General features: G+C 62.7%; 19 protein-coding genes. 9 read left to right on the top strand and 10 right to left on the bottom strand.

Features of this window, described 5'->3' with window-relative positions:
• Positions 1-130: 130 nt before the first annotated feature.
• Together GA829_RS18480 and GA829_RS18475 are read right to left on the bottom strand one after the other, a co-directional pair.
• Positions 131-394, bottom strand: coding sequence for a hypothetical protein (locus tag GA829_RS18480; RefSeq protein WP_195174137.1), 264 nt, complete (start codon positions 392-394; stop codon positions 131-133).
• A 202-nt stretch (positions 395-596) separates the two neighbouring features.
• Positions 597-3086: a mechanosensitive ion channel family protein gene (locus tag GA829_RS18475; RefSeq protein ID WP_195174136.1), complete on the bottom strand. Its 2490-nt coding sequence runs from the start codon at positions 3084-3086 to the stop codon at positions 597-599.
• Positions 3087-3305: 219 nt separating this feature from the next.
• Here GA829_RS18475 and GA829_RS18470 point away from each other — a divergent pair, with 219 nt between their 5' ends.
• From GA829_RS18470 to GA829_RS18450, 5 genes are all read left to right on the top strand, one after another.
• The gene (locus tag GA829_RS18470) at positions 3306-4565 is read left to right on the top strand and encodes a sarcosine oxidase subunit beta (protein ID WP_195174135.1); all 1260 of its coding nucleotides are present in this window, start codon (positions 3306-3308) and stop codon (positions 4563-4565) included.
• Positions 4566-4619: 54 nt separating this feature from the next.
• A complete protein-coding gene (locus GA829_RS18465; RefSeq protein WP_195174134.1) occupies positions 4620-4916 on the top strand; it encodes a sarcosine oxidase subunit delta in 297 nt (98 codons plus the stop codon).
• Positions 4913-7906 carry a sarcosine oxidase subunit alpha gene (locus GA829_RS18460; RefSeq protein ID WP_195174133.1) on the top strand — a complete coding sequence of 998 codons (2994 nt, stop codon included), beginning with the start codon at positions 4913-4915 and terminating at the stop codon, positions 7904-7906. Before GA829_RS18465 ends, GA829_RS18460 begins: the two co-directional genes overlap by 4 nt.
• Complete coding sequence (locus tag GA829_RS18455) at positions 7899-8486, top strand: sarcosine oxidase subunit gamma (RefSeq protein ID WP_195174132.1); 588 nt, start codon at positions 7899-7901, stop codon at positions 8484-8486. Before GA829_RS18460 ends, GA829_RS18455 begins: the two co-directional genes overlap by 8 nt.
• 157 nt (positions 8487-8643) lie before the next feature.
• On the top strand, positions 8644-10086 hold the full coding sequence (locus GA829_RS18450) for an MFS transporter (RefSeq protein ID WP_195174131.1): 1443 nt from the start codon (positions 8644-8646) through the stop codon (positions 10084-10086).
• Positions 10087-10130: 44 nt separating this feature from the next.
• Here the strand turns inward: GA829_RS18450 and GA829_RS18445 are convergent, their stop codons facing one another.
• Positions 10131-10835: a nitroreductase gene (locus GA829_RS18445; RefSeq protein WP_195174130.1), complete on the bottom strand. Its 705-nt coding sequence runs from the start codon at positions 10833-10835 to the stop codon at positions 10131-10133.
• Between the two features lie 166 nt (positions 10836-11001).
• Between GA829_RS18445 and GA829_RS18440 the strand changes: the two genes are divergently transcribed.
• The 4 genes from GA829_RS18440 (at position 11002) to GA829_RS18425 (ending at position 17769) form a co-directional block, all read left to right on the top strand.
• The gene (locus tag GA829_RS18440) at positions 11002-11601 is read left to right on the top strand and encodes a helix-turn-helix domain-containing protein (RefSeq protein ID WP_195174129.1); all 600 of its coding nucleotides are present in this window, start codon (positions 11002-11004) and stop codon (positions 11599-11601) included.
• Positions 11602-11687: 86 nt separating this feature from the next.
• Positions 11688-14141 carry a GcvT family protein gene (locus GA829_RS18435; RefSeq protein WP_195174128.1) on the top strand — a complete coding sequence of 818 codons (2454 nt, stop codon included), beginning with the start codon at positions 11688-11690 and terminating at the stop codon, positions 14139-14141.
• Positions 14141-15322: a pyridoxal phosphate-dependent aminotransferase gene (locus GA829_RS18430; RefSeq protein ID WP_195174127.1), complete on the top strand. Its 1182-nt coding sequence runs from the start codon at positions 14141-14143 to the stop codon at positions 15320-15322. Before GA829_RS18435 ends, GA829_RS18430 begins: the two co-directional genes overlap by 1 nt.
• Positions 15319-17769 (top strand): GcvT family protein, encoded by a 2451-nt coding sequence (locus GA829_RS18425; protein ID WP_195174126.1) that lies wholly within the window; start codon positions 15319-15321, stop codon positions 17767-17769. The genes GA829_RS18430 and GA829_RS18425 overlap by 4 nt, the downstream gene beginning before the upstream one ends.
• 6 nt (positions 17770-17775) lie before the next feature.
• On the opposite strand, the gene GA829_RS18420 is transcribed toward GA829_RS18425, so the two are convergent.
• The 7 genes from GA829_RS18420 to GA829_RS18390 all read right to left on the bottom strand — a co-directional run bounded on the left by GA829_RS18420 (position 17776) and on the right by GA829_RS18390 (position 24516).
• Entirely contained in the window at positions 17776-18363 is a 588-nt protein-coding gene (locus GA829_RS18420; protein ID WP_195174125.1) for an NAD(P)H-dependent oxidoreductase, read from the bottom strand.
• Positions 18363-18944: an NAD(P)H-dependent oxidoreductase gene (locus tag GA829_RS18415; protein ID WP_195174124.1), complete on the bottom strand. Its 582-nt coding sequence runs from the start codon at positions 18942-18944 to the stop codon at positions 18363-18365. The genes GA829_RS18420 and GA829_RS18415 overlap by 1 nt, the downstream gene beginning before the upstream one ends.
• On the bottom strand, positions 18944-20347 hold the full coding sequence (locus tag GA829_RS18410) for an FAD-binding oxidoreductase (RefSeq protein WP_195179721.1): 1404 nt from the start codon (positions 20345-20347) through the stop codon (positions 18944-18946). The genes GA829_RS18415 and GA829_RS18410 overlap by 1 nt, the downstream gene beginning before the upstream one ends.
• Entirely contained in the window at positions 20347-21660 is a 1314-nt protein-coding gene (locus GA829_RS18405) for a cytosine deaminase (RefSeq protein ID WP_374940358.1), read from the bottom strand. The genes GA829_RS18410 and GA829_RS18405 overlap by 1 nt, the downstream gene beginning before the upstream one ends.
• Positions 21661-21838: 178 nt before the next feature.
• Positions 21839-22687 carry an ABC transporter permease gene (locus GA829_RS18400; protein WP_195174123.1) on the bottom strand — a complete coding sequence of 283 codons (849 nt, stop codon included), beginning with the start codon at positions 22685-22687 and terminating at the stop codon, positions 21839-21841.
• On the bottom strand, positions 22674-23501 hold the full coding sequence (locus GA829_RS18395) for an ABC transporter ATP-binding protein (RefSeq protein WP_195174122.1): 828 nt from the start codon (positions 23499-23501) through the stop codon (positions 22674-22676). Before GA829_RS18395 ends, GA829_RS18400 begins: the two co-directional genes overlap by 14 nt.
• Positions 23502-23511: 10 nt before the next feature.
• On the bottom strand, positions 23512-24516 hold the full coding sequence (locus GA829_RS18390) for an ABC transporter substrate-binding protein (protein ID WP_195174121.1): 1005 nt from the start codon (positions 24514-24516) through the stop codon (positions 23512-23514).
• Positions 24517-24779: the final 263 nt, after the last annotated feature.

The following is a 24779-nucleotide window of genomic DNA, read 5'->3' as shown; positions in this document are numbered from 1 at the left end:
TTGAACGTTAAAAACGCCCGGCGCGGGCATATGCGAAGGGCGCTATTTCCCACTCATCGTTAAGCAACGGTAACCACAAACGAGAAAAGGCCGGGCAATTGCCCGGCCTTTTCAGAACATTTGGTCAAGATTACTTGATGCGGGCGACGCCGCCGGAAATTTCGACCGTTTCCGAACCCGTAAGGGCTTCGAGGTCACCATTCGGCAAGGTGACGAAACAGCCGCTCGGACAGAATTCCACGGTTTCACCGGCGGCCAGCGCCAGATCGCTTTTGGTGCTGCCTTCGGTCACGATGAGCGTGCGGGTCTCGGCGTCCTTGTTGACCGCGCTTGCGGCAAAGGCCGAGCCGCTTGCGGCGAGCAAGGCGACGGCAGCGACGAGAGACTTCCACATGTGCAATATCGGTGTTCCCACCGCCTCTGTTGCATTTCGCAAGGCATTCTCGCCCTTTGCATGGGAGCTTATATGAGATGGAAGCTGAACCGCAACTGAATGCCGCATTCATGCCGCAATCGGTCTTCGGCGACGCAAAGCGCGCTAAGATTCAGACAAGGCCACGCCATTCGTAGCCCAGCGTGACCTGAATCTCAGCACATCAGTCGGGATCGGGCTTGCGCACCTTCCGCCCGGTTTTGGCCAGACGCTTCTTCTCGGCCTCGGCCTCCGCCTTGGCTTGCTCCTGCTCGACGAAATCGGCCTCGATCTTGTCGTCGTCGGTCGGCCAGGCTTTCGCATGCTTGACGTCGATGACCGCACGCGGCGTCGAAGGGATCTCGATATGCTTGTCGTTGAAGGTTTCGAGAACCGTGAAGCGGATGTCGTTCTGCACGATGTTGCCGTTCATCACATCGGCAAGAAACACCCGAATCTCGAACTCGAGCGCCGCGGGTCCAAAATTGGAAAACAGCACGAAGGGTTCGGGGTTCTTCAGCACCAGCGCATGGCCGCGTGCGATCTCGAGCAGGATGGCGTGGACCTGCTTGACGTCTGTGCCGTAGGCAACACCGACCTTGATGTCGATGCGGCCAAGCTTGTTGCGATGTGTCCAGTTGCCGACGGCATTGTTGATCAGGTTGGAATTGGGCAGGATCACCGACTGCCGTTGGAATGTCTCGATCTCGGTCGCGCGCACACTGATCTTCTTGACCGTGCCGCTGACGTCGCCGGCAACGATCCAGTCGCCAACCTTGAATGGCCGCTCGGCAAGCAGGATCAGGCCGGAGACGAAATTGGACACGACATTCTGCAGGCCAAAACCGATACCGAGGGAAAGGGCACCGGCAACGAGCGCCAGGCTGGAGAGATCGATGCCCGCCGCCGAGATGCCGACGAGCGCCGCCAATGCCACGCCGGCATAGCCAACCGCCAGCCGGATCGAATTGCGCACACCGGTGTCGACCCGGCCACGCGCCATGACCGAACCATCGAGCCAGCCCTGGAACCAGCGGGTCAGGAAATAGCCGATGATGAAGACGACGATGCCGGAGAGGATGCCGGTGACCGAAATCGTCACCGACCCAATCGTGATGCCTGTCGCCAGTTTGTAAGCCCAGGCCTGGATGTCGCCTGGCTGGAACCCCCACATCAGCAGGATCAGCGGCAGGAACACCAGCACGATCATCACGTTGATGGCGACACTCACGACAAGACCAAGTTGGTCGAGTGCGGTGTCTTCGTAGCTGGAGTTGGCGGACAGCCAGCGCCCCACGGACGTGTTGGCGAAAGCGCCCTCCTCGCCAATCGCCCGCGCCGACAGGAAGCCGATATAGGCGGTGATCAGCACGGTGCCGGTGACGACGACCTGCTGCGAGACAAACAGGGCAAGGCCGATATAGCCGAGCAGCGCCGCAACGATGGTGAACAGGCCGAGCGCAAACGACAGGTAACGCAGCCATGCCGGCCACGGCCGCCAGCTACCGTCGCGCGCCCTGAACGGCCGCAGCATCGCCATCAGGATCAGGATGATGCCGACGATGACGGTGGCGACAAAACTGCGGGCAATGGTCAGCGACAGCGGCGACCCCATCTTGTCGTTGACGATAGAGAGGAAATAGTTGAGGCCGATGACCACGGCCATGGCGGTCGTCAGGCGTACCAGCCAACGTGCCGGCCCAGTTTCAACCGGAATGAGGCGCCAGTTCGGCAGCCGCGGCGACAGCGCCGCGTTGGTCAGGCGATTGACGCAGAACACCACCGCGATCACGGAGGCCAGCGCATTGAGGAATAGGCCAATGTCGCCGCGCAACACGTTGTAATAGTTGAAAAAGAAAATGGTTGAGCCGAGAAAGGCGCCGACCGCCAGCGTCGGCAGCAATGTCGACCAGAAGGCCACAGACAAGCGGCTGAGGTAGGACGGATCCTCTACTGCGGGATCGGCTTCGAAAATCCGGCCGAACATGCGCCTGCCACCGACCAGCAGCACCAGCGCAAGGCCGAGCGCCACGAAGGTTGCGGCGAGGATAGCCTGGAATTTGAACTTGAAAGCGAAGGCCAGCCAAGACGACACCGCCTTGTAGAAATTGCCGACCTCGTCGCCGGCGTCGGAAAACACCTGCGGGCTCAGCGCATCGGACAACACATAGCGCTTGGTCAAAAGGTTGCGGAAAAGCTCACTGCGCATGTTGCCGATCTTGTCGATCAACCCGCTGATGCGGATCGACAGCGTCTGCGCCAAGGCGATGACCGAGTTGATCTCCGCCTTTTCGGACACCAGCCCCTGGCGCTCGCCGCTGACAATGTCGGGCTCCGGCGGCTGGCCGGAGGTCGGTGCGGCGCCCAATTGCTCGAGCCGGGCGTTGATCTCGCCAAGGCGGGCACGGAAGGCCAGCGCACTGTTCAGGGACTGGCGCGACAGCTCCTCGAGCTGCAGGCGGATATCGACGAGGCTGCCATCGTCCTCGGCGTCCTGCTGAATCTTCTTTTCGAGATTGTCGGTCTTGGTCGTCAGGTCCTGCAGGATTTTCTGCTGGTCGGCGACCAGTCCTGCAGGCGCCTGGCCGAGCCCTTGTGCCACCGCGCCAGGCGACAGCGGCGCTGCAACGACAAGCGCGACGAGCAAAAACAGACGGAGCAATCGGAAAAGCATGATTTCTTGGCGACTCAGCAACTGAAAAGGCATTTGAAAAGCCTGTCCTTGATAAAGACGGCCATATCATGGGGCAAGCCGTCGTGTCCGGCCGATCCCTGGCCTTATCGATCATCGGCCCAGGCGTCGGCCAGTCGAAAGGCGATGGCGCAATATTGGCTTTGCGGCGGCGGCCTGCTCTATAGTCTGCCGCATCGCCCGAACCGGATGACAACAAGAATGGCAGAGTACTCGGCCTTTTCGCTGCTTGCGAACGCGCTCAAGGGAAACAAGGACTGGAAGCCGGCCTGGCGCAAGCCGGATCCGAAGGCGTCCTATGATGTCATCATCATCGGCGGTGGCGGCCACGGGCTGGCAACCGCCTATTACCTGGCCAAGGAACACGGCATCACCAATGTCGCGGTGCTGGAAAAGGGCTGGCTCGGCTCCGGCAATGTCGGCCGCAACACGACAGCTGTGCGCTCCAACTACCTCTTGCCAGCCAACACCCGCTTCTACGAGCACTCGATGAAGCTGTGGGAGGACCTCTCGCACGACCTCAACTACAACGTCATGTTCTCGCAGCGCGGCTGCCTGAACCTTGCCCATACGCCGGCCCAGTTCGACGACTATGCCCGGCGCGGCAACGCCATGCGCCATCTCGGCGTCGATGCCGAATTGATGACGCCGGCGCAGATCAAGCGCCTGATCCCGGCGCTGGATATCTCCGACAGTGCCCGCTTCCCGGTGGTCGGCGGCCTGATGCAGCGGCGGGCCGGCACCGCTCGCCACGATGCGGTGGCCTGGGGTTATGCACGCGGCGCTGACCGTCGTGGCGTCGACATTGTCGAGAATTGCGAAGTCACCGGCTTCCTGCGTGACGGCGACCGCATCACGGGCGTTTCGACCTCGCGCGGCGAAATCCGCGCCAAGAAGGTGGCGGTCGCGGTGGCCGGCAGCACTGGCCGCGTCATGCAGCTTGCCGGCATCGAGACTATGCCGATCGAAAGCCATGTGCTGCAGGCCTTTGTGACAGAATCGCTGAAGCCGTTCATCGACACCGTGGTGACCTTCGGCATGGGGCATTTCTACATGTCGCAGTCCGACAAGGGCGGCCTCGTCTACGGCGGCGACATCGACGGCTACAACAGCTATGCCCAACGCGGCAATCTGCCTGTCGTCGACGAGGTGATGAGCGAGATGCTGGCGCTGTTCCCAGGCCTCGCCCGGGTCCGCATGCTGCGCTCCTGGGGCGGCGTCTGCGACATGTCGATGGACGGCTCGCCGATCATCACCACCGGGCCCCTGCACGGAATGTATCTCAATTGCGGCTGGTGCTACGGCGGCTTCAAGGCGACGCCGGCCTCCGGCTGGTGCTTTGCCTGGACCATCGCCAAGGATCAGCCGCACGAGTTCAATGCGCCTTTCACGCTCGACCGCTTCCATCGCGGCCTGGTCATCGACGACAAGGGCCAAGGTGCGAACCCCCGCCTTCACTAGGCCAGATTTCGATAGACAAGACTTCACCAGGCAAGGCTTCGTTAGGAACAAACCGTGCTGATCACCTGCCCCTATTGCGGCCCGCGCGATGTCATCGAATTCACCTACCAGGGTGACGGCAATCGCGAACGCCCCAACCCCGCCTCGCAGAACCTCGACGCGTGGAACGCCTATGTCTATGACCGGCTCAACCCGGCCGGCGATCACAACGAGATCTGGCAGCATTCCGGCGGTTGCCGCGCCCATCTGCGGGTCGTGCGCAACACGGTGACGCACGAGATTTCCAGCGTCGCTTTCGTGCACGGCGACCACACATCCGCCGCACGGCGCAAGGCGGAGAGCAAGTCATGAGCCCGCGCCGTACCGAGGCCGGCGGCCGCATCGACCGGCTGAAAACCATCCGCTTCACCTTCGATGGCGCGGCTTACACCGGCCATGCCGGCGACACACTGGCGTCGGCACTTCTGGCCAATGGCGTTACGCTCTTTGGCCGTTCGTTCAAGTATCATCGCCCGCGCGGCCTGCTGACCGCCGGCGTCGAGGAACCGAATGCCCTGGTGACTGTGTTGAAGGGCGAGGTTCGCGAGCCCAACATCGCCGCGACCATGGTCGAGATCCATGATGGACTGGTAGCCGTCAGCCAGAACCGCTTTCCTTCGCTCGCGTGGGACGTCAACGCGATCAACCAGCTCGGCGGCAAGATCCTCTCCGCTGGCTTCTACTACAAGACCTTCATGGGACCGGTGATCGGCCCGCTCAAGGGCACCCGCTTCTGGATGTTCTGCGAGCATTTCATCCGCCGCGCCGCCGGCCTCGGCAGCGCCGGATCGGCGAAGGACCCGGCCCGCTACGAACGCATGAACGCCTTTTGCGACGTGCTGGTGGTCGGCTCCGGCCCCGCCGGCCTGATGGCAGCCAAGGCCGCCGCCGACCAGGGCGCCCGTGTCATCCTCAGCGAACTCGAACCGCATTTCGGCGGTTCGGCCAAATGGTCGAACGAAACGATCGACGGCATGCCGGCGGCGGATTGGGCAAGGCGTGCGGTCGCCCAGCTCGAAGGCCATGACAATGTCCGCCTGCTGCCGCGCACGACCGTCTGGGGCTATTACGACGGCAACACGATTGCCGCCCTGGAGCGGGTTAGCGACCACAAGGAAAATCCGGCCAAGGGCGAGCCACGCCACCGCTACTGGGCAATCCGCGCCAAGTCAGTGGTGCTCGCCACCGGCTCGTTCGAGCGGCCGCTGGTGTTTCCGGGCAATGACAGGCCAGGCGTGATGCTGGCGCATGCCGGCGAGCGCTATGCCAATGAGTATGGCGTATTGCCTGGCAGCAGGGTCGCGCTGTTCACCAACAATGACAGCGCCTACCGCTCCGCTCTTGCGCTGAAGAAGGCAGGCGCTGCCGTCGTCGCCGTCATCGATGTGCGCCCCGAGATCTCCAGTAACATGCTCAAGATGGCCGGTGAAGCCGAAGCCGAGATTTTCGCCGGCCATGCAGTGATCGCCACCGAGGGCGGCAAGGCGCTGTCGGGCATCAAGGTGCAGCGCTTCGACATGGTGACCGGCGCGCTCAGCGGCGATGCGCGCAGCATCCATGCCGATTGCCTGCTGATGTCGGGCGGCTGGTCGCCAACCATCCATCTCGCCAGCCAGGCCGGCGCCAAGGCGGAATGGAACGCCGACCGGCAAGCCTTCCTGCCGCCGAAGCCGACGCAGAAATGGATCGGCGCCGGCGCTTTCACCGGCAGTTTCTCCACATTGGAAGCCATCGCCGAAGGCCGCGCCGCCGGCCTCTCAGCCGCGGGCGGCCAAGGCACACCGTCGGTATTGCCGACGGTCGAAGCCGCCCCGGGCTATCCCGATCCGGCGCCCGTCTTCGAGATCAGAGCCAAGGGCAAGAGTTTCGTCGATTTCCAGCATGACGTGACAGCAGAAGATGTGCGGCTGGCGCATCGCGAGGGGTTTGTCTCGGTTGAGCACCTGAAGCGCTACACCACGCTTGGCATGGCCACCGACCAGGGCAAGAGCTCCAACGTCCCTGGCCTGGCCATCATGGCCGAGGCATTGGGCAAGCCGATCCCCGAGGTTGGCACGACGCGGTTCCGCCCGCCCTTCTCGGCGGTGTCGATCGGCTCGCTGGCCGCCGAGCGTTTTGGCGATCTCAGGCCCGAGCGGCTGACGCCGATGCATGACTGGCACATCGCCAATGGCGCGACGGTGTATTCGGCTGGCCTCTGGTATCGCCCGATGATCTATGGGCTTTCAGGTGAAACGGTCGAGCAGGCCTATGTCCGCGAAGCCAGGGCAACGCGCGAAAGCGCCGGCATCGTTGATGTCTCGACCCTTGGCAAGATCGCCGTGAAGGGTCCGGACGCGGCCGAATTCCTCGACCGGGTCTATACCAACATGTTCTCGACACTTGCGGTCGGCAAGGCGCGCTACGGGCTGATGCTGCGCGAGGACGGGCTGGCCTTCGACGACGGCACGACATGGCGGCTCGGCGAACAGGACTTCCTGATGACCACCACCACGGCCAATGCCGGCAAGGTGATGCAGCATCTCGAATATTTCCTCGACGTTATCTGGCCGGAGTTGAAAGTTCACGTCACTTCGGTGACCGATGAATGGGCCGGCGCTGCCATCGGCGGGCCGAAAGCAAGGCAGATCCTTGCCGCCTGTGTCACTGGCACGCCAGTCGACAATGCGGCTCTGCCGTTCATGGGCATCGTGCATGGCCAGATAGCAGGTGTACCAGTGATGATTTGCCGGCTCTCCTTCTCCGGTGAAATGGCATTCGAGGTCTATTCCGGCGCCGGCCATGGCACCCATGTCTGGGAGGCGCTGATCGGGGCCGGCAAGCCATTCGGGCTGGTCACATACGGGCTCGAGGCGCTGGGCACAATGCGCATCGAGAAGGGCCACGTCACCGGCGCCGAGATCGATGGCCGCACCACGGCGCGCGATCTGCATCTCGATTGGATGCTGTCGAAGAAGAAGCCTTTCATCGGTTCGGCGATGATGGACCGCGAAGGCCTGATCGCGCCCGACCGGCTCGAACTGGTTGGCGTGGTCGCGCTCGACAATCGGCCGCTCAGCGGCGGCGCGCATATTGTCGAGGAACTCGACGAGGCCAATCCGCACGGCTCGATCGGCCACATCACCGCTTGCTGCTACTCGCCGGCGCTCGGCAAGCATATCGCGCTGGCGCTGATCAAGGGCGGCAAGACGCGGCATGGCACACGCGCCCATGTCTCCGATCCCTTGCGCAACCGGTTCGGACCGGTCGAGATCGTCTCCAACCACTTCTTCGATCCGGACGGGAGCCGCATGCATGGTTGATCGCCAATCACCACTTGAACCGGAGTTTCATCCGGGTTCGCATGGCAATTTCGAGCACGGCGTCGATATCATCCTGACCGAGACCAAGCCGGGGTCGATCGTCCAGCTCGCGGCCTGGCCGGGCGAGGAAAAGACGCTGATGGCTGCTATCCGCACGGTTACCGGGCTGGCTTTGCCTGACGGCGCCGGTGGCGGCACCAGTGACGGGGTGAAATCGGTGTTCGGCTTCGCGCCGGGAAAGTTCACGGTCGCCGACGAAGCCGGAGGGCTTGCCGCCGCCTTTGCCAAGGTCGTCACGCCAGCCATCGGCACGGTGACCGACCTGTCGCACGGAAGAACCGCGATCCGCATTGCCGGTCCGAAGGCCGAATGGGTGATGGCGAAATTCTTCGCCATCGACTTCGCGCTGCCGGCCTTTCCGATCGGCGCCGGCCGATCGACCACCCACCATGATGTTTTCGCCCAGATCCAGCGCACCGGCTCGGATCAGTTCGACATCTACGTCTTCCGCTCGTTCGCGCGCTCGTTCTGGAAGGCGCTCTGTCACGCCAGCGAAGAAGTCGGCTACGAGGTGCAATAGGGCCAAAGCCCTGCACAGCCCCATTCGATGCTCGTAGCTGGCTCAAAGGAATTTCACGGCTGGCGCCCATGATGGACAAAAATGGCCATCAAACAGGGCTAAGGGGTATAAATACCCCGCCTGAGAGTCGGCGCAGTCTTTTGGTTCGAACATTCCCATGACCGCAGAAGTTTCCGCCGGCGCCACCGATCGCGCCGATGTTTCGGCAAGGGCACTGCTCTTGCTGCCGCTGACGGTCGCCTGCGGTGTCTTCATGACCAGCCTCGACCAGAATGTCGTGGTGACGGCGCTTCCCGGCATCAGCGAAAGCCTTGGCCGGCCGCCGAGCCAGCTTGGCCTACTGATCACCGTCTACGTCGCAAGCCTGATCATCTCGATGCCGCTCGGCGGCTGGGCCGCCGACCGTTTCGGCCTGCGCAATGTCTACTGCTTCGCCTTGCTGGTCTTCGCCACCGCATCGGCCTTGTGCGGCCTGTCGAGCGATATCTGGACGCTGGTCGGCGCCCGCGCGCTACAAGGCTTCGGCGGCGCTTTGATGGGCACGCTCGGCCAAGTCGTCATCCTGCAGACCTTTCCGCGCAGCCGCACGCTCAAGATCAACATGTATATCTCGCTCGCCGGCCAGTCCGGACCACTGGTCGGTCCGCTCGTCGGCGGCGCGCTCACCACCTACATTTCCTGGCGTTGGATCTTCTTCATCAATGTGCCTTTTGCGCTGGCGGCGGCATTGCTGGCGGCCTCGCTGTTTCCCACGGTGACCAAGCCGGTGCGCACGCCTTTCGACTTTCCGGGCTTCGTCCTGGTCGGTGCCGGCATGGTACTGCTGGTTTTCGGCATGGATTCGCTGGCCGCGAAAGACGCCGGCGGCGGCATGATCGCCGGTGAACTGGCGCTGGCTATCATCATCCTGGCGGTGGCCTCGTTCTATTGCCTGCGCGCCCGCAACCCGCTGCTTGACCTCAACCTGCTGCGCATCCGCACCTTCCGTGTCAGCTTCCTCACCGGTGGCGGACTGGACACGATCGGCCTCAGTTCCGTTGTGTTCCTGCTGCCGTTGATGTTCCAGCTCGGCTTCGGCATGAGCGCGGTACAGGCGGGATCGTTGACTTTCGTTGCCGCCGTCGGATCGGTCGCCATGCGTTTCTTCATGCCACGGCTTCTCAACCGCTTCGGCTTCCGCCGCGTGCTGGTCTTCAACACCCCTATTGTGGCTTGCATGGTCGCGGGTTTTGCCTTGATACAAGCGACGACGCCGGCCTGGATCGTGCTCACCTACATCTTTGTCTTCGGCGTCTTCCGCTCGGTGCAGTGGGCCTCGACCGGCAACCTCGCCTACTCCGACATCGCGCCCGAACAGCTCGCCCGCTTCAGCGCACTCTACTACATCCTGTGGCAGCTGGCGGTCGCGATCGGCGTGGGCCTTGCCGCGGCCACGCTCTCATTCCTCGCCGGAGGCGGCCCGGCGGTCGCCAACGACTTCCGGATCATGTTCGTCATCGAAGGCATCATCACGCTCTGTGCGCTGCTTGCCTATCTCAGGCTGACGCCGCAGGACGGCGCCCATGTCAGCGGCCATGGCGCGCAGATGAACACCGAGTAGTGCTCGCCCAAAAAGCACCGACGGTGCCGAGGCTGCTATCCACTTTATTCGCTGAAACTCACCCACTCTTCCAAAGGCACGCGGTCGGTGCGGAAGGTGTTTTCGGGCTTGGACGTGTCTTCATGGCCGAGCGCCATGCCGCAGACGACGATTTCTTCGTCCGGAATGTTGAGCACCGGCCTGATCTGCCGGTGATAGGGCGCAAAGGCCGCCTGTGGGCAGGTATGCAGACCCCGGCCCCGCGCCGCGACCATGATGTTCTGCAGGAACATGCCGTAGTCGATCCACGAACCCTGATTGAGCCGCCGGTCGATGGTGAAGATCATGCCGACCGGCGCGTCGAAGAAGACAAAGTTGCGGTCGTGCTGGGCGCGCATCTTGTCGACCTCACGGCGGCCAATGCCAAGCGCGCCATAGAGACCGAAGCCATTGGCGCGGCGGCGTGTGAGATAGGGTTCGAAGAACTGCGTGGGATAATAGCGGTATTCATCCCAGTCGGCTTTTTCGGCGCGGATGCCGGAGTTGAGGATGGCGTCCGTGATCTTCTGCTTGCTTTCGCCCTTCGTAACGTAGACCCGCCACGGCTGCATATTGGTGCCGGACGGCGCTCGCGCGGCAACCGTCAGAATGGCGCGAATGGTGTCGTCATCGACCATGTCGGGCAAAAATGCGCGAACCGACCGGCGCGACAGGATCGCCTCGTCGACAATCTCGGCATCGCCCGCAAATCGGGTGTTGTTTTTCAGCATGGGCCGTCCCTTAACCCTCGTCTCGACCGGACGTCCCCAATCGCCGCTCGTGCCCGAGCCTTTGCATGAACCGTCAAAACGGCGCAAGCAAATCTTGTGGTTGTGTGAAAATACACTTGATTTTTTCACGGGCCTGGCATCTCATGAAATTCAGGTAACATTTTTCATGAGCGCACCATTGCCCTCGCCTAGCCCAAGACCATTGCAGGAACATTGCGAACGGCTGCTGGCCAGCGACATCAGGGCGCTGCGCAAGGCACGCGGACTGACGCTGGCTGAGATCGGCCTTAAACTGGGCCGCTCGGTCGGCTGGGTCAGCCAGGTCGAACGGGGACTGTCGATGCCCTCGATCAGCGACCTCAGAGCCTTTGCCGAACTGTTCGGCGTGCCGGTCAGCCTGTTCTTCAGCCACGACGTGCCTTCAGAAAGCGAACGCGGCGTGGTCGTGCGCGCCGGCAGCAGGCGCACGCTTGGCACAAGTGAATCCGGCCTGGTGGAAGAGCTTCTGTCGCCGGATCTCGGCGGTAGCTTCGAGATGCTGCGTTCGGTCTTCGCGCCGGGCGCGGAACTGAAGACGGAGGCGCGCCGGCCAACGGAGGAAGCCGGCTATGTCGCCTCCGGCATTTTCGAGATCGAAATATCCGGCGTCTGGCATCGGCTCGGCGAAGGCGATTCGTTCCGCTTCGAGGGCAAGCCTTTCCGCTGGCGCAATCCGGGTAACGAGCCGGCAATTGTCATCTGGGTGGTTTCACCGCCTGTCTATTGAATGCATGTCGCCCAAAAGCGGTTTTGGGATCACGACCAGCATCACGAAAAATGAAAGCGCAACGCGCTTGAGGTTGGGAGAAGAACATGGCCGGTTTGCCGACCACGGCGCGCGTGGTGATCATCGGAGGCGGCGCCGTCGGCGCCTCCTCGCTCTATCATCTGGCGAAGGCTGGCTGGACCGATTGCGTGCTCCTGGAAAAGAACGAGCTGACCTCAGGCTCGACCTGGCACGCGGCCGGCAACGTGCCGACCTTCTCCTCGTCCTGGTCGCTGATGAACATGCAGCGCTACTCGACCGAACTCTATCGCGGCCTCGCCGACGCCGTCGACTATCCCATGAACTACCACGTCACCGGATCGCTGCGGCTCGCTCACTCGGTGGAGCGCATGCAGGAGTTCCAGCGCGCCAAGGGCATGGGCCGCTACCAGGGCATGGACATCGACGTGGTCGGTGTCGACGAGATCAAGCGCCGTTACCCCTTCATCGAGACGCATGACCTGAAAGGCGCGCTCTATGACCCGAGCGACGGCGATATCGATCCGGCACAGCTGACCCAGGCGCTGGCCAAGGGCGCGCGCGACATGGGCGCGAAGATAATCCGCTTCTGCCCGGTGTCAGGCGTGCGCCGCGAGAACGATGAATGGGTGGTGGAGACCCCGCAAGGCGAAATCCGCTGCGAGATCGTCGTCAACGCCGCCGGCTACCGCGCCGCCGAAGTCGGCAAGATGTTCGGCCGTGACGTGCCGATGATGGTGATGAGCCACCAATACATCCTGTTCGAGGAAATCCCTGAACTCGCGGCATGGTCGAAGGAACAAGGCCAGAAACTGCCGCTGCTGCGCGACGTCGACACGTCCTACTATCTGCGCCAGGAGAAGAACGGCATGAACCTCGGCCCTTATGAGCGCAATTGCCGCGCGCATTGGGCAAGCCATAACGATCCGATGCCGGACGACTTCTCCTTCCAGCTGTTCCCCGACGATCTCGACCGGCTCGAGCATTATCTGGCCGACGCCGTGGCCCGCGTGCCGATCCTTGGCACCGCCGGCCTGTCCAAGGTCATCAACGGCCCGATACCCTACACGCCCGATGGCAACCCGTTGATCGGCCCGATGCCTGGCGTGCCCAACGCTTTCGAGGCCTGCGTCTTCACCTTTGGCATCGCCCAGGGTGGCGGCGCCGGCAAGGTGCTGGCCGAATGGATCACGCAAGGCCAGACCGAGTGGGACATGTGGTCGTGCGATCCGCGTCGCTTCACATCCTTTGCCTCGGCACCGGACTACTGCGTCGCCAAGGGCAAGGAGATCTACGGCAACGAATACGCCATCCAGTTCCCCCGCCATGCCTGGCCGGAAGGCCGTGACAGAAAATTGTCGCCGATCCACGACCGTATCAAGGCGCTCGGCGGCCGGTTCGACGCCTACAATGGCTGGGAGCGCGCCACCTGGTACGCGCAAGATGGCGATGACATCTCGGAAGAAGCCACGTTGACCTTCCGCCGTGACGGCCCCTGGCAGCATCGCGTGCGGGAAGAATGCCTGGCGGTGCGCGACGCCGCCGGCATTCTCGACCTGCCAGGTTTCTCGCGCTTCAATCTCGACGGCCCGGGTGCCGCCGAATGGCTGAGCCGGCAAGTGACCGGTCTGGTGCCGAAGCCCGGCCGTATCGGCCTCGTTTATTTTTCCGACGACAAGGGCCGCATCGTCACGGAAATGTCGGTCGTGCGTCACGATGAGGACCTGATGACGCTGATCACGGCATCGGTGGCGCAATGGCATGATTTCGAATGGCTGAAATCGCACATGCCCAAGGACGCGGCCTTCAAGCTGATCGACCGGACCGAGGAATTCTCCACCCAGATCCTGGCCGGCCCCAACGCGCGAAAAATCCTCGCCGATGTCTGCGAAGCCGACCTTTCAATGTCTTGGCTGACGCACCAGGAAACAAGGATCGCCGGCCGCTGGGCCAAGCTGGTGCGCGTGTCCTTCGCCGGCGAGCTCGGCTGGGAAATCCACACCAGGGTCGACGACACATCAGCCGTTTTCGACGCGGTCTGGGCGGCAGGACAGAAGCACGGCCTGAAGCCGTTCGGCATGTACGCGCTGGATTCGCTTCGGTTGGAAAAAGGCTATCGCACCTGGAAGGGCGACCTGTCGACCGATTACTCAATCTTGCAAGGCGGGCTCGAGCGTTTCGTCAGATGGGACAAGCCGGACTTCCGTGGCAAGGCCGCCCTTCAGAACGAGAAGCAGCAAGGCGTGAAGAAGCGCTTCGTCACGCTGGTGATCGAAAACCCAGGCGATTGCGACGCACCTTCCGTGTCGACGCTGTGGCATGACGGCCAGATCGTCGGCGAGACGACATCAGGCGGCTGGGGCCATCGCATCGACAAGTCGATCGCGCTCGGCATGCTGCGCGCCGACCTGGCAGAGCCAGGCACCGCCATCGAGGTCGAAATCTTCGGCGACCGCTTCAAGGCGATCGTGCAGACAGACGAGCCCCTGTGGGATCCGAAAAACGAGAGGCTGAGAAGCTAATGCCAAGACCATCATCGCGCATTTCCGGCATCGTGCCTTCGGGCAAGGATGGCTGGGAAGTCCACACCGCCGCCTGGGCTCGCAGGGAGGCCGGTGAGGACATCATCATGCTGTCGGTCGGCGATCATGACTTCGACACGCCTTCGCAAACGATCGAAGCCTGCGTGGCGGCGGTTCGCGGCAGCAACCATCACTACACGCCGCTGCAGGGTTTGCCGCGCCTGCGCAACGCCATGGCGGTGGCCTCAAGCGCCTGCACAGGCGTCGAAACGACACCGGACCAGGTGATCGCCACGCCTGGCGGGCAGGCAGCACTCTATGCCGCCGTGCAAGCCGTGCTCGATCAGGGCGACCACGCCGTTGTGGTCGCGCCCTATTACGCCACCTACCCCAACACGTTCAGCGCCGCCGGTGCGACATTCACGGTTGTCGAGACGCCGGCGGAAGGTGGTTTCCAACCTCGGGCGGATATGATCCGCGCGGCACTTCGGCCCAACACACGTGCCATTCTCATCAACACGCCCAACAATCCGACAGGCGCGGTCTATTCAAAGGAGCATCTGGAAGAACTGGCCAAGCTTTGCCGGGAGCATGATCTGTGGCTTTTGTCCGACGAGGTTTACTGGACGCTTGGCGGCGGCGAGCACATCTCGCCGCGTTCCCTGCCCGGCATGGCTGAGCGCACGCTGGTCATCAACTCGATGTCCAAAAGCCACGGCATGACCGGCTGGCGCATGGGCTGGCTGACCGGCCCGGCCGAGATGATTTCACTGCTGATCAACCTCAATCTGGTAACGACCTACGGCTTGCCCGCCTTCATCTCGATCGCTTGCGCCGAGGCGCTGGAAAACCGCTATGGCGTGCGGGAGATCGCCGAACGCTATGCCGCGCGACGGACCATCTTCATCGAGGCCGTGCGCAGCATGAACGATGTCGTCATACGCGGTTCGGAAGGCGGCATGTATGTCATGCTCGACGTCAGCGCCATCGAGCCGGACGATGAAAAATTCGCTTGGGCCTTCCTCGACAACGAGAAGGTCGGCGTCATGCCCGGCTCCAGCTTCGGCGAAGCCGCCGCCGGCCATATCCGCATCAGCCTTTGCCAGCCGGAACCCGTACTGCAGGAAGCGGCACTTCGGTTGCGCCGTTTCGTTTCCGCCTATCGCCGCGAGGCGGCATGACCGCCAAAGCCATCCCTGCCAAAGCGAGGGCCGTCATCATCGGCGGCGGCGTCTCCGGCTGCTCGGTCGCCTATCATCTGGCCAAGCTCGGCTGGACCGACATCGTGCTGCTTGAGCGCAAGCAGCTGACCTCTGGTACGACCTGGCACGCCGCCGGCCTGATCGGCCAGTTGCGCGGTTCGCAGAACATGACCCGGCTGGCGAAATATTCCGCCGACCTCTACGTCAAGCTGGAGGCCGAGACCGAGGTCGGCACCGGCATGCGCCAGGTTGGCTCCATCACCGTCGCGCTGACCGAGGAGCGCAAGCACGAGATCTACCGGCAGGCGTCGCTGGCCCGCGCCTTCGACGTCGATGTGCGCGAGATTTCGCCAAGTGAAGTCAAGCAGATGTACCCGCATCTCAATGTCTCCGATGTCGTCGGCGCCGTGCATCTGCCGCTCGATGGCCAGTGCGACCCGGCCAACATCGCCATGGCGCTGGCCAAGGGCGCACGCCAGCGCGGCGCCACCATCATTGAGAATGTGAAAGTCACCAAGGTTCACACCAAGGATGGCCGCGTGGCCGGCGTGTCCTGGGCGCAAGGCGAGGAGCAAGGCACGATCGAGGCCGACATCGTCGTCAACTGCGCCGGCATGTGGGCGCGCGAACTCGGCGCCCAGAACGGCGTCACCATCCCGCTGCATGCCTGCGAACATTTCTATCTCGTCACCGAGCCAATCCCCGGCCTCACCCGCCTGCCGGTGCTGCGCGTTCCCGACGAGTGCGCCTACTACAAGGAAGATGCCGGCAAGATGATGCTCGGCGCCTTCGAGCCGGTGGCGAAACCATGGGGCATGGACGGCATCCGCGAGGATTTCTGCTTCGACCAGTTGCCCGAGGATTTCGAGCATTTCGAACCGATCCTCGAAATGGGCGTCAACCGCATGCCGATGCTGGGCAGTGCCGGCATCCACACATTCTTCAACGGGCCAGAGAGTTTTACTCCGGACGATCGCTACTATCTCGGCGAGGCGCCGGAACTCCGGGGCTACTGGATGGCGACGGGCTACAACTCCATCGGCATCGTCTCTTCCGGCGGGGCCGGCATGGCACTGGCGCAGTGGATGAACGACGGCGAAGCACCCTTCGACCTCTGGGAAGTCGATATCCGCCGCGCCCAGCCGTTCCAGAAGAATCGCCGCTATCTCAAGGAGCGCGTCTCCGAAACGCTCGGCCTGCTCTATGCCGATCATTTCCCCTACCGCCAGATGGCAACATCACGCAACGTGCGCCGTTCGCCGCTGCACGAACATCTGAAGGCACGCGGCGCCGTGTTCGGCGAAGTCGCCGGCTGGGAGCGCGCCAACTGGTTTGCCCGTGAAGGCCAGGAGCGTGAATACCGCTATTCCTGGAAGCGGCAGAACTGGTTTGACAACCAGCGCGAGGAACATCTGGCCGTGCGCAACAATGTCGGCCTGTTCGACATGACCTCGTTCGGCAAGATCCGCGTCGAGGGCCGAGACGCCTGTGCCTTCCTGCAAAAGCTCTGCGCCAACGACATGGACGTGGCGCCGGGCAAGATCGTCTACACCCAGATGCTCAACGCCCGAGGCGGTATCGAGAGCGACCTCACCGTGTCGCGCCTGTCGGAGACCGCGTTCTTCCTTGTCGTGCCGGGTGCGACGCTGCAGCGTGACCTGGCGTGGCTCAGAAAACATCTCGCCGACGAGTTCGTCGTCATCACCGACGTGACGGCGGCGGAAAGCGTGCTGTGCCTGATGGGGCCGGATGCGCGAAAGCTGATCCAGAAGGTGAGCCCCAACGACTTCTCCAATGAAGCCAATCCATTCGGAACGTTTCAGGAAATCGAGATCGGCATGGGCCTAGCCCGCGCCCACCGCGTCACCTATGTCGGCGAACTCGGCTGGGAACTCTATGTCTCGACCGACCAGGCGGCGCATGTGTTCGAAGCGATCGAAGAGGCCGGTGCCGATGTCGGCCTGAAGCTCTGCGGCCTGCACACGCTGGATTCTTGCCGCATCGAAAAGGCCTTCCGCCATTTCGGCCACGACATCACCGACGAGGACCATGTGCTTGAAGCTGGCCTTGGCTTCGCGGTAAAGACCGCCAAGGGCGATTTCCTTGGCCGCGACGCGGTGTTGAAGAAGAAGGAGGCCGGCCTGGACCGGCGGCTGGTCCAGTTCCGGCTCAAGGACCCGCAGCCTCTGCTCTTCCACAACGAGGCGATCCTGCGCGACGGCAAGATAGTCGGACCGATCACTTCGGGCAATTACGGCCATTTTCTTGGTGGTGCCGTCGGCTTGGGCTACTTGCCGTGCAAGGGCGAGAGCGAGGCGGATGTACTGGCTTCTGCCTATGAGATCGAGATTGCCGGCGAACGCTTCGCCGCCGAGGCCTCGCTGAAGCCGATGTATGATCCGAAGTCCGAACGGGTGAAGATGTAGCGCTACTCAAAACCGCTCGAGCTTCGCCTTCACCTTCGCCAGAAATGCCGCCCGTGTTTGCGGCGTCGAGGCATCCATCAGATAGTGCGCCAGGAAGAATGTCTTGCAGCGCGTGGCGCATAGCGCCCGCATGCCGCGCAGGATGGTCTTGCGTCCGGGCTGGCCGACAACGACGCTCCACCATGTCGGCGCGCCACAGGTGGTGATCACACCGATCCTGGTCACATGCGTCATCAGCGAGGTGATCCGCCCCTTGCCCGCTGGCAGCTTGAAGGCGACGTCGGTCGCCCACACCCGGTCGAGCCAGCCTTTCAGCATCGCCGGCAACCCGTACCACCAGGTTGGATAGACAAACAGGATCGCTTCGGCCCAGTTCAGAAGCTCGAAATGCGGCTTCAGCGCCGGGTCCTGCGGTGCGCTGTCATTGTAGGTGCGCCGCTCCTCGCAACCCATGACGGGATCGAAGTTTTCGGCATAGAGGTCAAGCAACCGCACCTCCCAGCCTCGCCGCTTCAGCACCTCGACGGCGCTATCGCGGATGGAAGCGCAGAAGCTCTCTGGCACCGGATGGCAATAAACGACGAGCGCGCGCATCAGAAGGCGTCCATTCTGGCCGCGACCTTGGCCATGAAGGCCTTGCGCGTCTCGTCCGTCGACAGGTTCATCGAATAATGCGCGAGGTAGGACACCGGCGCGCCTGGTTTTACGGTTGCACGCAGCAGCCGGTTGACCAGCTTGCGCGGCGGGTCGCCCATCAGCATGGCCCGAAACCGGCTGCCGCCATAAGTGGTGACCGCCGCGACCTTGCGGATGTTGTGCAGCGACGGCTGCACCTTGCCGTCGACCAGCTTGAACGACACGCCGGGCAGGAACACGCGGTCGAAAAAGCCTTTCAGGATTGCCGGATAGCCGAAATTCCAGACGGGATAGGACAGCACCAGCGCCTCGGCCCGCTGCAGCCTCTCGACATAGGGTGCGGCCGCATCATCGGCGCCACGGATGTTGTGGTAGCCCAGCCGTTCGGCGCGCGTCAGCCGTGGGTCGAAATCCTCGGCATAGAGATCACAATCATCGATCGCATGGCCCGCCACCGTCAGCCGCTCGACGATCATCCGGTGCAGACCGGCATTGAAGCTGGTCTCGACCGGATGCGCGTGGAGAACCAGGATGTTCATCAGCCCGCCTTCTGCAGCCCTTTGAACAGGAATGTCCGGCCCGAACGATAGTCATAGTTGGGGTTCTCCCAGGCAATCATCTTGCCGGGGTTGAGCAGGCCCTGCGGATCGGTCTCGCGCTTGAAGGCGAGTTGTATCGCATCGGTCTGCTTCATGCCGCCCTCCTCCAGCGTGTAGCGGTGCGGGTTGAAGATCGGACAGCCGTTTTCCTCATGCAGGCGCACGATCTCGTCGAGCCGTGCCTCGGTGGTGAACTTCACCAGCGGCAGGCCAAAGCAGGTGATGTTGCCATCCAGCCGCACGAATTCGAGATGCGAGAAAACCTCGCCGGGAAACATCGCATCCATCTTCTCGACCAGAGCAAGCTGGTTGGGAAAAGGATAGAGCGATTGCAGATAGGTAATCGACGGATCGACCCGCAGCGCCCGCAACGTGGTGTGGTTCCACGCCAGCTCATAGGCTGGCGGCAGTCCCTTCTTCTCCTCCGCCGATGCCGTCGCGGCATTGTAGATCACTTCGCCGCCGGCGCGGCGAGTGAAGGCAAGGAAGGCATCGAGCCCATGCCGCGCCACCATGACGACGCAGATGCTCTGCCCTTCCCTGAGAAATTTCTGGTGCCGCTTGAAATAGAGCTGCGGCACGGGTGCTGCGATCGGCGTGATCAGCTTGGTCAGGATGCCATCCTGGCAGGCCAGCGCATTGCCGTAGCGCGCCGCATCCATGAAGGCGTCGAAGCCGACAATGACATCGACCCAGTCGTAAGCCGCCGTCAGCGGCATCTCGACCTCTGATATGATGCCGTTCGTACCATAGGCATGCGTAACCTTGTGCAGGTCCTCTCCGGTCAATTCGAGCACCTTCGGCTCGGCCTCCATGGTGACGACCCGCAAGCGCAGCACGTTGCCAAAATCGCGCAGGCCACCGAAATTGATCGAGCCGACGCCGCCTGAACCGCCGGCGATGAAACCGCCGATCGATGCGGTGTTGTAGGTAGAGGGCGACAGCCGAAGCTCCTGTCCGGAATGTGCCCGCGTCGCCTTGTCGATCTCGGCCAGAACCGCTCCCGGTCCGGTCACCACGCAGCCAGGCCCGATCGACCTGATCTCGTTCATCTCGGCAAGATTGAGCACGACGCCGCCGGAAAGCGGCATTGCCTGCCCGTAATTGCCGGTGCCGCTGCCGCGCGGTGTCACCGGCACGCCATGCCGATGACAGGCCGCAAGCACACGGATCACCTCGGCTTCATTCCTGGGCGTCACGATCAGGTCGCCGGTGACATGGTCCAGCTGCCGCTTCAACACCGGGCTGTACCAGTAGAAGTCACGGCTCTTCTGCTGGACGATCGCCGGGTTGTCGTCGAGCTTCAGCCCGTCGAGATCGCGTTTGAGCGTAGCGATATCCATCATTCCACCATCAGGTCGTCGAGTTCGGCATAGTCGGGCAATTGCCGGTCGATCGCCCGCCCGCCGCGCACGACGATGCGATCCGATTCGGGCCGCGACAGCAATTCCGTCCAGCTTCGACCTTTGAACAGGATGAAATCAGCCGCGCCGCCAACGGTAAGCGTGCCGACGCCGTCAAGCCGCATCACCTTTGCCGGAGTCGCGGTCACCGTTTGCGGCCAATCGCTCACCGGATGATCAAAATGCAGGATGCGCGTCGCCATGCGGTAGACCTCGAGCATGTCGAGATCGCCATAGGCATAGAACGGATCACGCGTGTTGTCGGAAGCGACCGCCACCGGAATGCCCCGCGCCTTCATCTCGTGCAGCAGCGTCACGCCGCGCCAGCGTGGCGTGGTCTGGTCGGCACGCCGGTCCTGCAGATAGAGATTGCACATCGGCAGCGATACGACCGCCAGCCCAGCCTTCGCCACCTTGTCCAGCGTGTCGAGCACGTCGAGATCGGGTTGGCGTGCCAGCGAACAGCAATGGCCGACCAGGATGTTGCCCTCGAAACCATTCCACAAGGCGGCTTCGGCGATCTTCTTCAGCGAGACCGCCGCGACATCGTCGGTCTCGTCGGCGTGAAAATCGAGATCGAGCCCGTGCTTGATCGCTTGCGCGAAGACACGGTCAAGCAATTCCTCAAGGTCCGGCACCATGTAGGTGACGACGCCAAGCACCCCCTTGGCGGCCGCGACCCGCTTGGCCAGCCGCTCGAACCATTTCTTGTCGCGCACGCCCTCAATGCCGAGCAGGCAGGCGGCCTGCAGGTCGATGCGGCCGCGCCATGTCTCGCGCATCGCCTCGAACACCGGCCAGGAAATCTCCTCCTGTGGTGCAACGCTGTCGAGATGCGTGCGCAGTGCGCTGGTGCCATGCGCGTAGGCCGAGCGCAGCGAGAAATCCATGCGGCGGGCGACATCCTCGGCGCTCCAGCGCGCCGTGCGGTCGGCACCGGTGGCATTCAACGCCCCCATGAAGGAACCGTCCGGGTTGGGTTTTCGTGCCCAGATATGGCCCTTGTCGATATGCGTGTGGCAGTCGACGAAACAGGGCAGCACGATGCGGCCGGCGAGATCTATGGCATCAGCCGGCATATGCGATAGGCGATGCGCGCTGATGCCTGCGATTTTGCCGCCAGCGACAGAAATATCAGCGAGCGCAAAACCATCTGCGTCGAAGGTTGCAGCGAGCCCCGGCGTGACCGACCCGTGGACGCGAACAGCTGTCAGTACGAATTGCCCAGCTTGAGGAATCATCTCCAAAGTCATCGCTGCCCCTCATCCGCCTGCCGGCACCTTCTCCCCGTATAGAGACGGGGAGAAGGGTAAAGCTCCAACGCTGACGCCCCCCTCTCCCCGTCTCTATACGGGGAGAGGGTGAGGGTGAGGGGCAGCGCTGACTTCAGGATAAGTGAGAGGCACCGACCGCCTGCGAAATGCAACACCATCATCGCTCCTGCTTCAGCGCGCTTTCATGCCAGCGCCGGAGGATGAGGTGGGAAATCAGCGACAGCACCAGAAAGATCAGGATGCCGGTGAGCGAGATCAGGAATAGCGCCGCGAACAGCCGTGGTGCGTTGAGCCGGTAGCCCGCCTCGATGATGCGCGAGGCAAGGCCTGATGACTGGCCGGTGGCGCCGGCAACGAACTCGGCGACAACCGCGCCGATCAGCGACAAGCCGCCGGCGATCTTCAGCCCGCCAAGGAAATAGGGCATCGCTGCCGGCAGCCTGAGATAGCGCAATTGCTGCCAGCGCGTCGCACCATTGAGCTTGAACATGTCGCGCAGGTTGCGGTCGACGGAATTGAGGCCAAGGGTGGTGTTGGACAGGATCGGAAAGAAGGCGACGATCCATGCACAGAGCAGAAGCTTGGCCGTCTGGTTGTCGACATAGATGTTGATCAGCGGAAAGATCGCCACGATCGGCGTCACCTGCAGCACGATGGCGAAGGGGAAGAACGACATCTCCACCCACTTCGACTGCGCGAACAGCACCGCCAGCCCGACGCCGCCGACCACCGCCAGAAGCAGACTGAGAAAGGTGATCCGCAACGTGACCAGCAGTGAGGAAAACAGCAGCCCGGCATCGTCATGCAGCGTCTGCAAGACCACGCCCGGACGCGGCAGGATGTATTTCGGAATCTCGTTCCAGACGCAGATGCGGTCCCAGAACCAGATCGCCAGGATCATGATCGCCAGTGGCAGCACCCAGCGGCCGATGCGCTCAAGCCGCTCCTGGCGCACGCGGCGCGCCTCCTCGGGGTCGAGTTTCAACGCGCCCTCAATGGCCGTCATGATGCGAGCCCGCTGTTGAATTGATGGCGTTGACCAGCACGTCCGACGTTTGCCGGCAAAGCGCGGCATAGTCAGGCGAGGTGCGGAAGGCCTCGTCGCGCGGATAGGCCGCGTCTACGGCAAGCTCGTCGAACACCCGGCCCGGACGGGCCGCCATGACAACGATGCGGTTGGAGAGAAAGACGCTTTCAAACACACTGTGGGTGACGAAGACGACGGTAAAGCGCTCGTCCTGCCACAGCTCCAGCAGGTCGTTGTTGAGCTTGAAGCGGGTGATTTCGTCGAGTGCGGCGAACGGCTCGTCCATCAGCAGCACGCGCGGCTTTGTCACCATGGCGCGCGCGATCGAGACGCGCATTTTCATGCCGCCCGAGAGTTCGCGCGGCACGGCATCGGCGAAACGGTCGAGGTGCACACGCTCCAGCATCTGCATCACCGCCGGCGCTGCCTTGGCGCGTGAAACGCCCTTCAGCCGCAGCGGCAGCCAGACATTGTCAAAGACACTGGCCCAGGGCAGCAGCGTCGGCTCCTGGAAGACGAAGCCGATATTCGAACGGTCGAAGGACCCGCCACCACGCCAGTCCAGCGCACCGGAAGTCGGCATCGACAGGCCGGCGATCAGCCGCAAGGCTGTCGACTTGCCGCAGCCGGACGGCCCGAGCAGGCTGACAAAATCACCCTCCCCGATCGTCAGGTCAACGTCGCTCAGCGCCGTCACACCGTTGGAAAAGACCTTGCCGACCCCGCGCAGCGCCAGCAGCTCGGGGGCCTTGCCCAACGCTGCCGGCGCCTGCGCCACGTTCTCCTGCATCATGCAGACCGGCCTATTTCTTCAGTTCGATCCCGACGCCTTTGTTGACGAAGGCAAGCGTGTAGGCCTTCTTGATGTCGATCCCGGCCGGCGTGACCTTGGCCTTGACCATCTTGTCGTAGAAGCTCTGGATGCGCGCATCGGTCATGGCGCCGATGCCGAGCTTTTCCGTGTCGCCGGAATCGGCAAGACCGAACTTCTTCATCTGTTCGATCGAGAAGGCGATTTGCTCATCCGTCATATCGGGATTGTCTTTCTTGATCAGCTCGTTGGCGGCCTTGTTGTCGCCGTACAGATAATTGTACCAACCCTTGGCCGAGCCATCGACGAAGCACTGCACCACCTCCGGCTTCTTGTCGATCGTGTCCTGCATGACCTCGACTGTCGTCGAGTAGGTGTCCCAGCCATAGTCGGCGAGCAGGAACTGGTTCGGCACGAAGCCGCCTTCTTTCTTGACGGCGAATGGCTCTGATGTGACGTAGCCCTGCTGGATCGACTTCTTGTTGGCGATGAAGGGCGCCGAGTTGAACGTGTAGGGCACCCGCTTGGCCGCATCGAAGCCAAGCTCGGTCACCATCCATAGGAAGAAAGTCTGCGCGCCTTCGTCGCCCAGGATATACTGGTCAGCGTTCTTCAGATCCTCCCATTTGTCCAGGCCGTTGCCAGGCTGGGACATGATCACTTGCGGATCCTTCTGGAAATCCGCGGCCACCACCCGCATCGGAATACCTTGCTGCACGGCATCGAAGGCCGAGAGCAGATTGCCGCCCATGTAAAAATCGATCTTGCCGGCAAGCAGCAGCGGCCTTCCGCTGACCTGCGGGCCGCCCTGCATGATGGTCACGTCAAGGCCGCAGGCGGCATATGTGCCGTCCGTCATCGCCTGGTAATATCCGCCATGTTCCGGCTCGGCCAGCCAGTTGGTGCCAAAGGTGACCTTTTCATTGGCCGCCGCTCCCAGCGTGCTGGCCGCGAGCAGTGCAATCACGCCCACCGAAATCTTCTGTTTTCCGTACATCGACACCACCCTCTGTTTGCTCCGGCACGTCACGCGCCGGGCTCGACACCATTGGCCTAGGAAGCAAGACACATGCCACCGGCGTCTTGCGCCAGGTCCGTCCCGCTTGCGCACCATTCGTGCGCGCGGCCCGGAAGGTCATGCTGCAAAAAAAGCATCGTGCCTACTTTTTGAACCTCTGTCCATAATCGCCCCGATGACATGCACCGTATCTTGAAGGCCCCCACATACGGTCTTAGGCTGCTGGCAAACAGGAGATTGCC

Source organism: Mesorhizobium sp. INR15, from assembly GCF_015500075.1.
Taxonomy (GTDB): Bacteria; Pseudomonadota; Alphaproteobacteria; order Rhizobiales; family Rhizobiaceae; genus Mesorhizobium.
This window is presented reverse-complemented; position numbering and strand designations above follow the sequence as displayed.

What these genes read in the sequence shown, in the direction of transcription:
- GA829_RS18480 (WP_195174137.1), bottom strand. Translation starts at nt 394, where the DNA reads ATGTGGAAGTCTCTCGTCGCTGCCGTCGCCTTGCTCGCCGCAAGCGGC.
- GA829_RS18475 (WP_195174136.1), bottom strand. Translation starts at nt 3,086, where the DNA reads ATGCTTTTCCGATTGCTCCGTCTGTTTTTGCTCGTCGCGCTTGTCGTT.
- GA829_RS18470 (WP_195174135.1), top strand. Translation starts at nt 3,306, where the DNA reads ATGGCAGAGTACTCGGCCTTTTCGCTGCTTGCGAACGCGCTCAAGGGA.
- GA829_RS18460 (WP_195174133.1), top strand. Translation starts at nt 4,913, where the DNA reads ATGAGCCCGCGCCGTACCGAGGCCGGCGGCCGCATCGACCGGCTGAAA.
- GA829_RS18455 (WP_195174132.1), top strand. Translation starts at nt 7,899, where the DNA reads ATGGTTGATCGCCAATCACCACTTGAACCGGAGTTTCATCCGGGTTCG.
- GA829_RS18450 (WP_195174131.1), top strand. Translation starts at nt 8,644, where the DNA reads ATGACCGCAGAAGTTTCCGCCGGCGCCACCGATCGCGCCGATGTTTCG.
- GA829_RS18445 (WP_195174130.1), bottom strand. Translation starts at nt 10,835, where the DNA reads ATGCTGAAAAACAACACCCGATTTGCGGGCGATGCCGAGATTGTCGAC.
- GA829_RS18440 (WP_195174129.1), top strand. Translation starts at nt 11,002, where the DNA reads ATGAGCGCACCATTGCCCTCGCCTAGCCCAAGACCATTGCAGGAACAT.
- GA829_RS18435 (WP_195174128.1), top strand. Translation starts at nt 11,688, where the DNA reads ATGGCCGGTTTGCCGACCACGGCGCGCGTGGTGATCATCGGAGGCGGC.
- GA829_RS18430 (WP_195174127.1), top strand. Translation starts at nt 14,141, where the DNA reads ATGCCAAGACCATCATCGCGCATTTCCGGCATCGTGCCTTCGGGCAAG.
- GA829_RS18425 (WP_195174126.1), top strand. Translation starts at nt 15,319, where the DNA reads ATGACCGCCAAAGCCATCCCTGCCAAAGCGAGGGCCGTCATCATCGGC.
- GA829_RS18420 (WP_195174125.1), bottom strand. Translation starts at nt 18,363, where the DNA reads ATGCGCGCGCTCGTCGTTTATTGCCATCCGGTGCCAGAGAGCTTCTGC.
- GA829_RS18415 (WP_195174124.1), bottom strand. Translation starts at nt 18,944, where the DNA reads ATGAACATCCTGGTTCTCCACGCGCATCCGGTCGAGACCAGCTTCAAT.
- GA829_RS18410 (WP_195179721.1), bottom strand. Translation starts at nt 20,347, where the DNA reads ATGGATATCGCTACGCTCAAACGCGATCTCGACGGGCTGAAGCTCGAC.
- GA829_RS18405 (WP_374940358.1), bottom strand. Translation starts at nt 21,660, where the DNA reads ATGACTTTGGAGATGATTCCTCAAGCTGGGCAATTCGTACTGACAGCT.
- GA829_RS18400 (WP_195174123.1), bottom strand. Translation starts at nt 22,687, where the DNA reads ATGACGGCCATTGAGGGCGCGTTGAAACTCGACCCCGAGGAGGCGCGC.
- GA829_RS18395 (WP_195174122.1), bottom strand. Translation starts at nt 23,501, where the DNA reads ATGATGCAGGAGAACGTGGCGCAGGCGCCGGCAGCGTTGGGCAAGGCC.
- GA829_RS18390 (WP_195174121.1), bottom strand. Translation starts at nt 24,516, where the DNA reads ATGTACGGAAAACAGAAGATTTCGGTGGGCGTGATTGCACTGCTCGCG.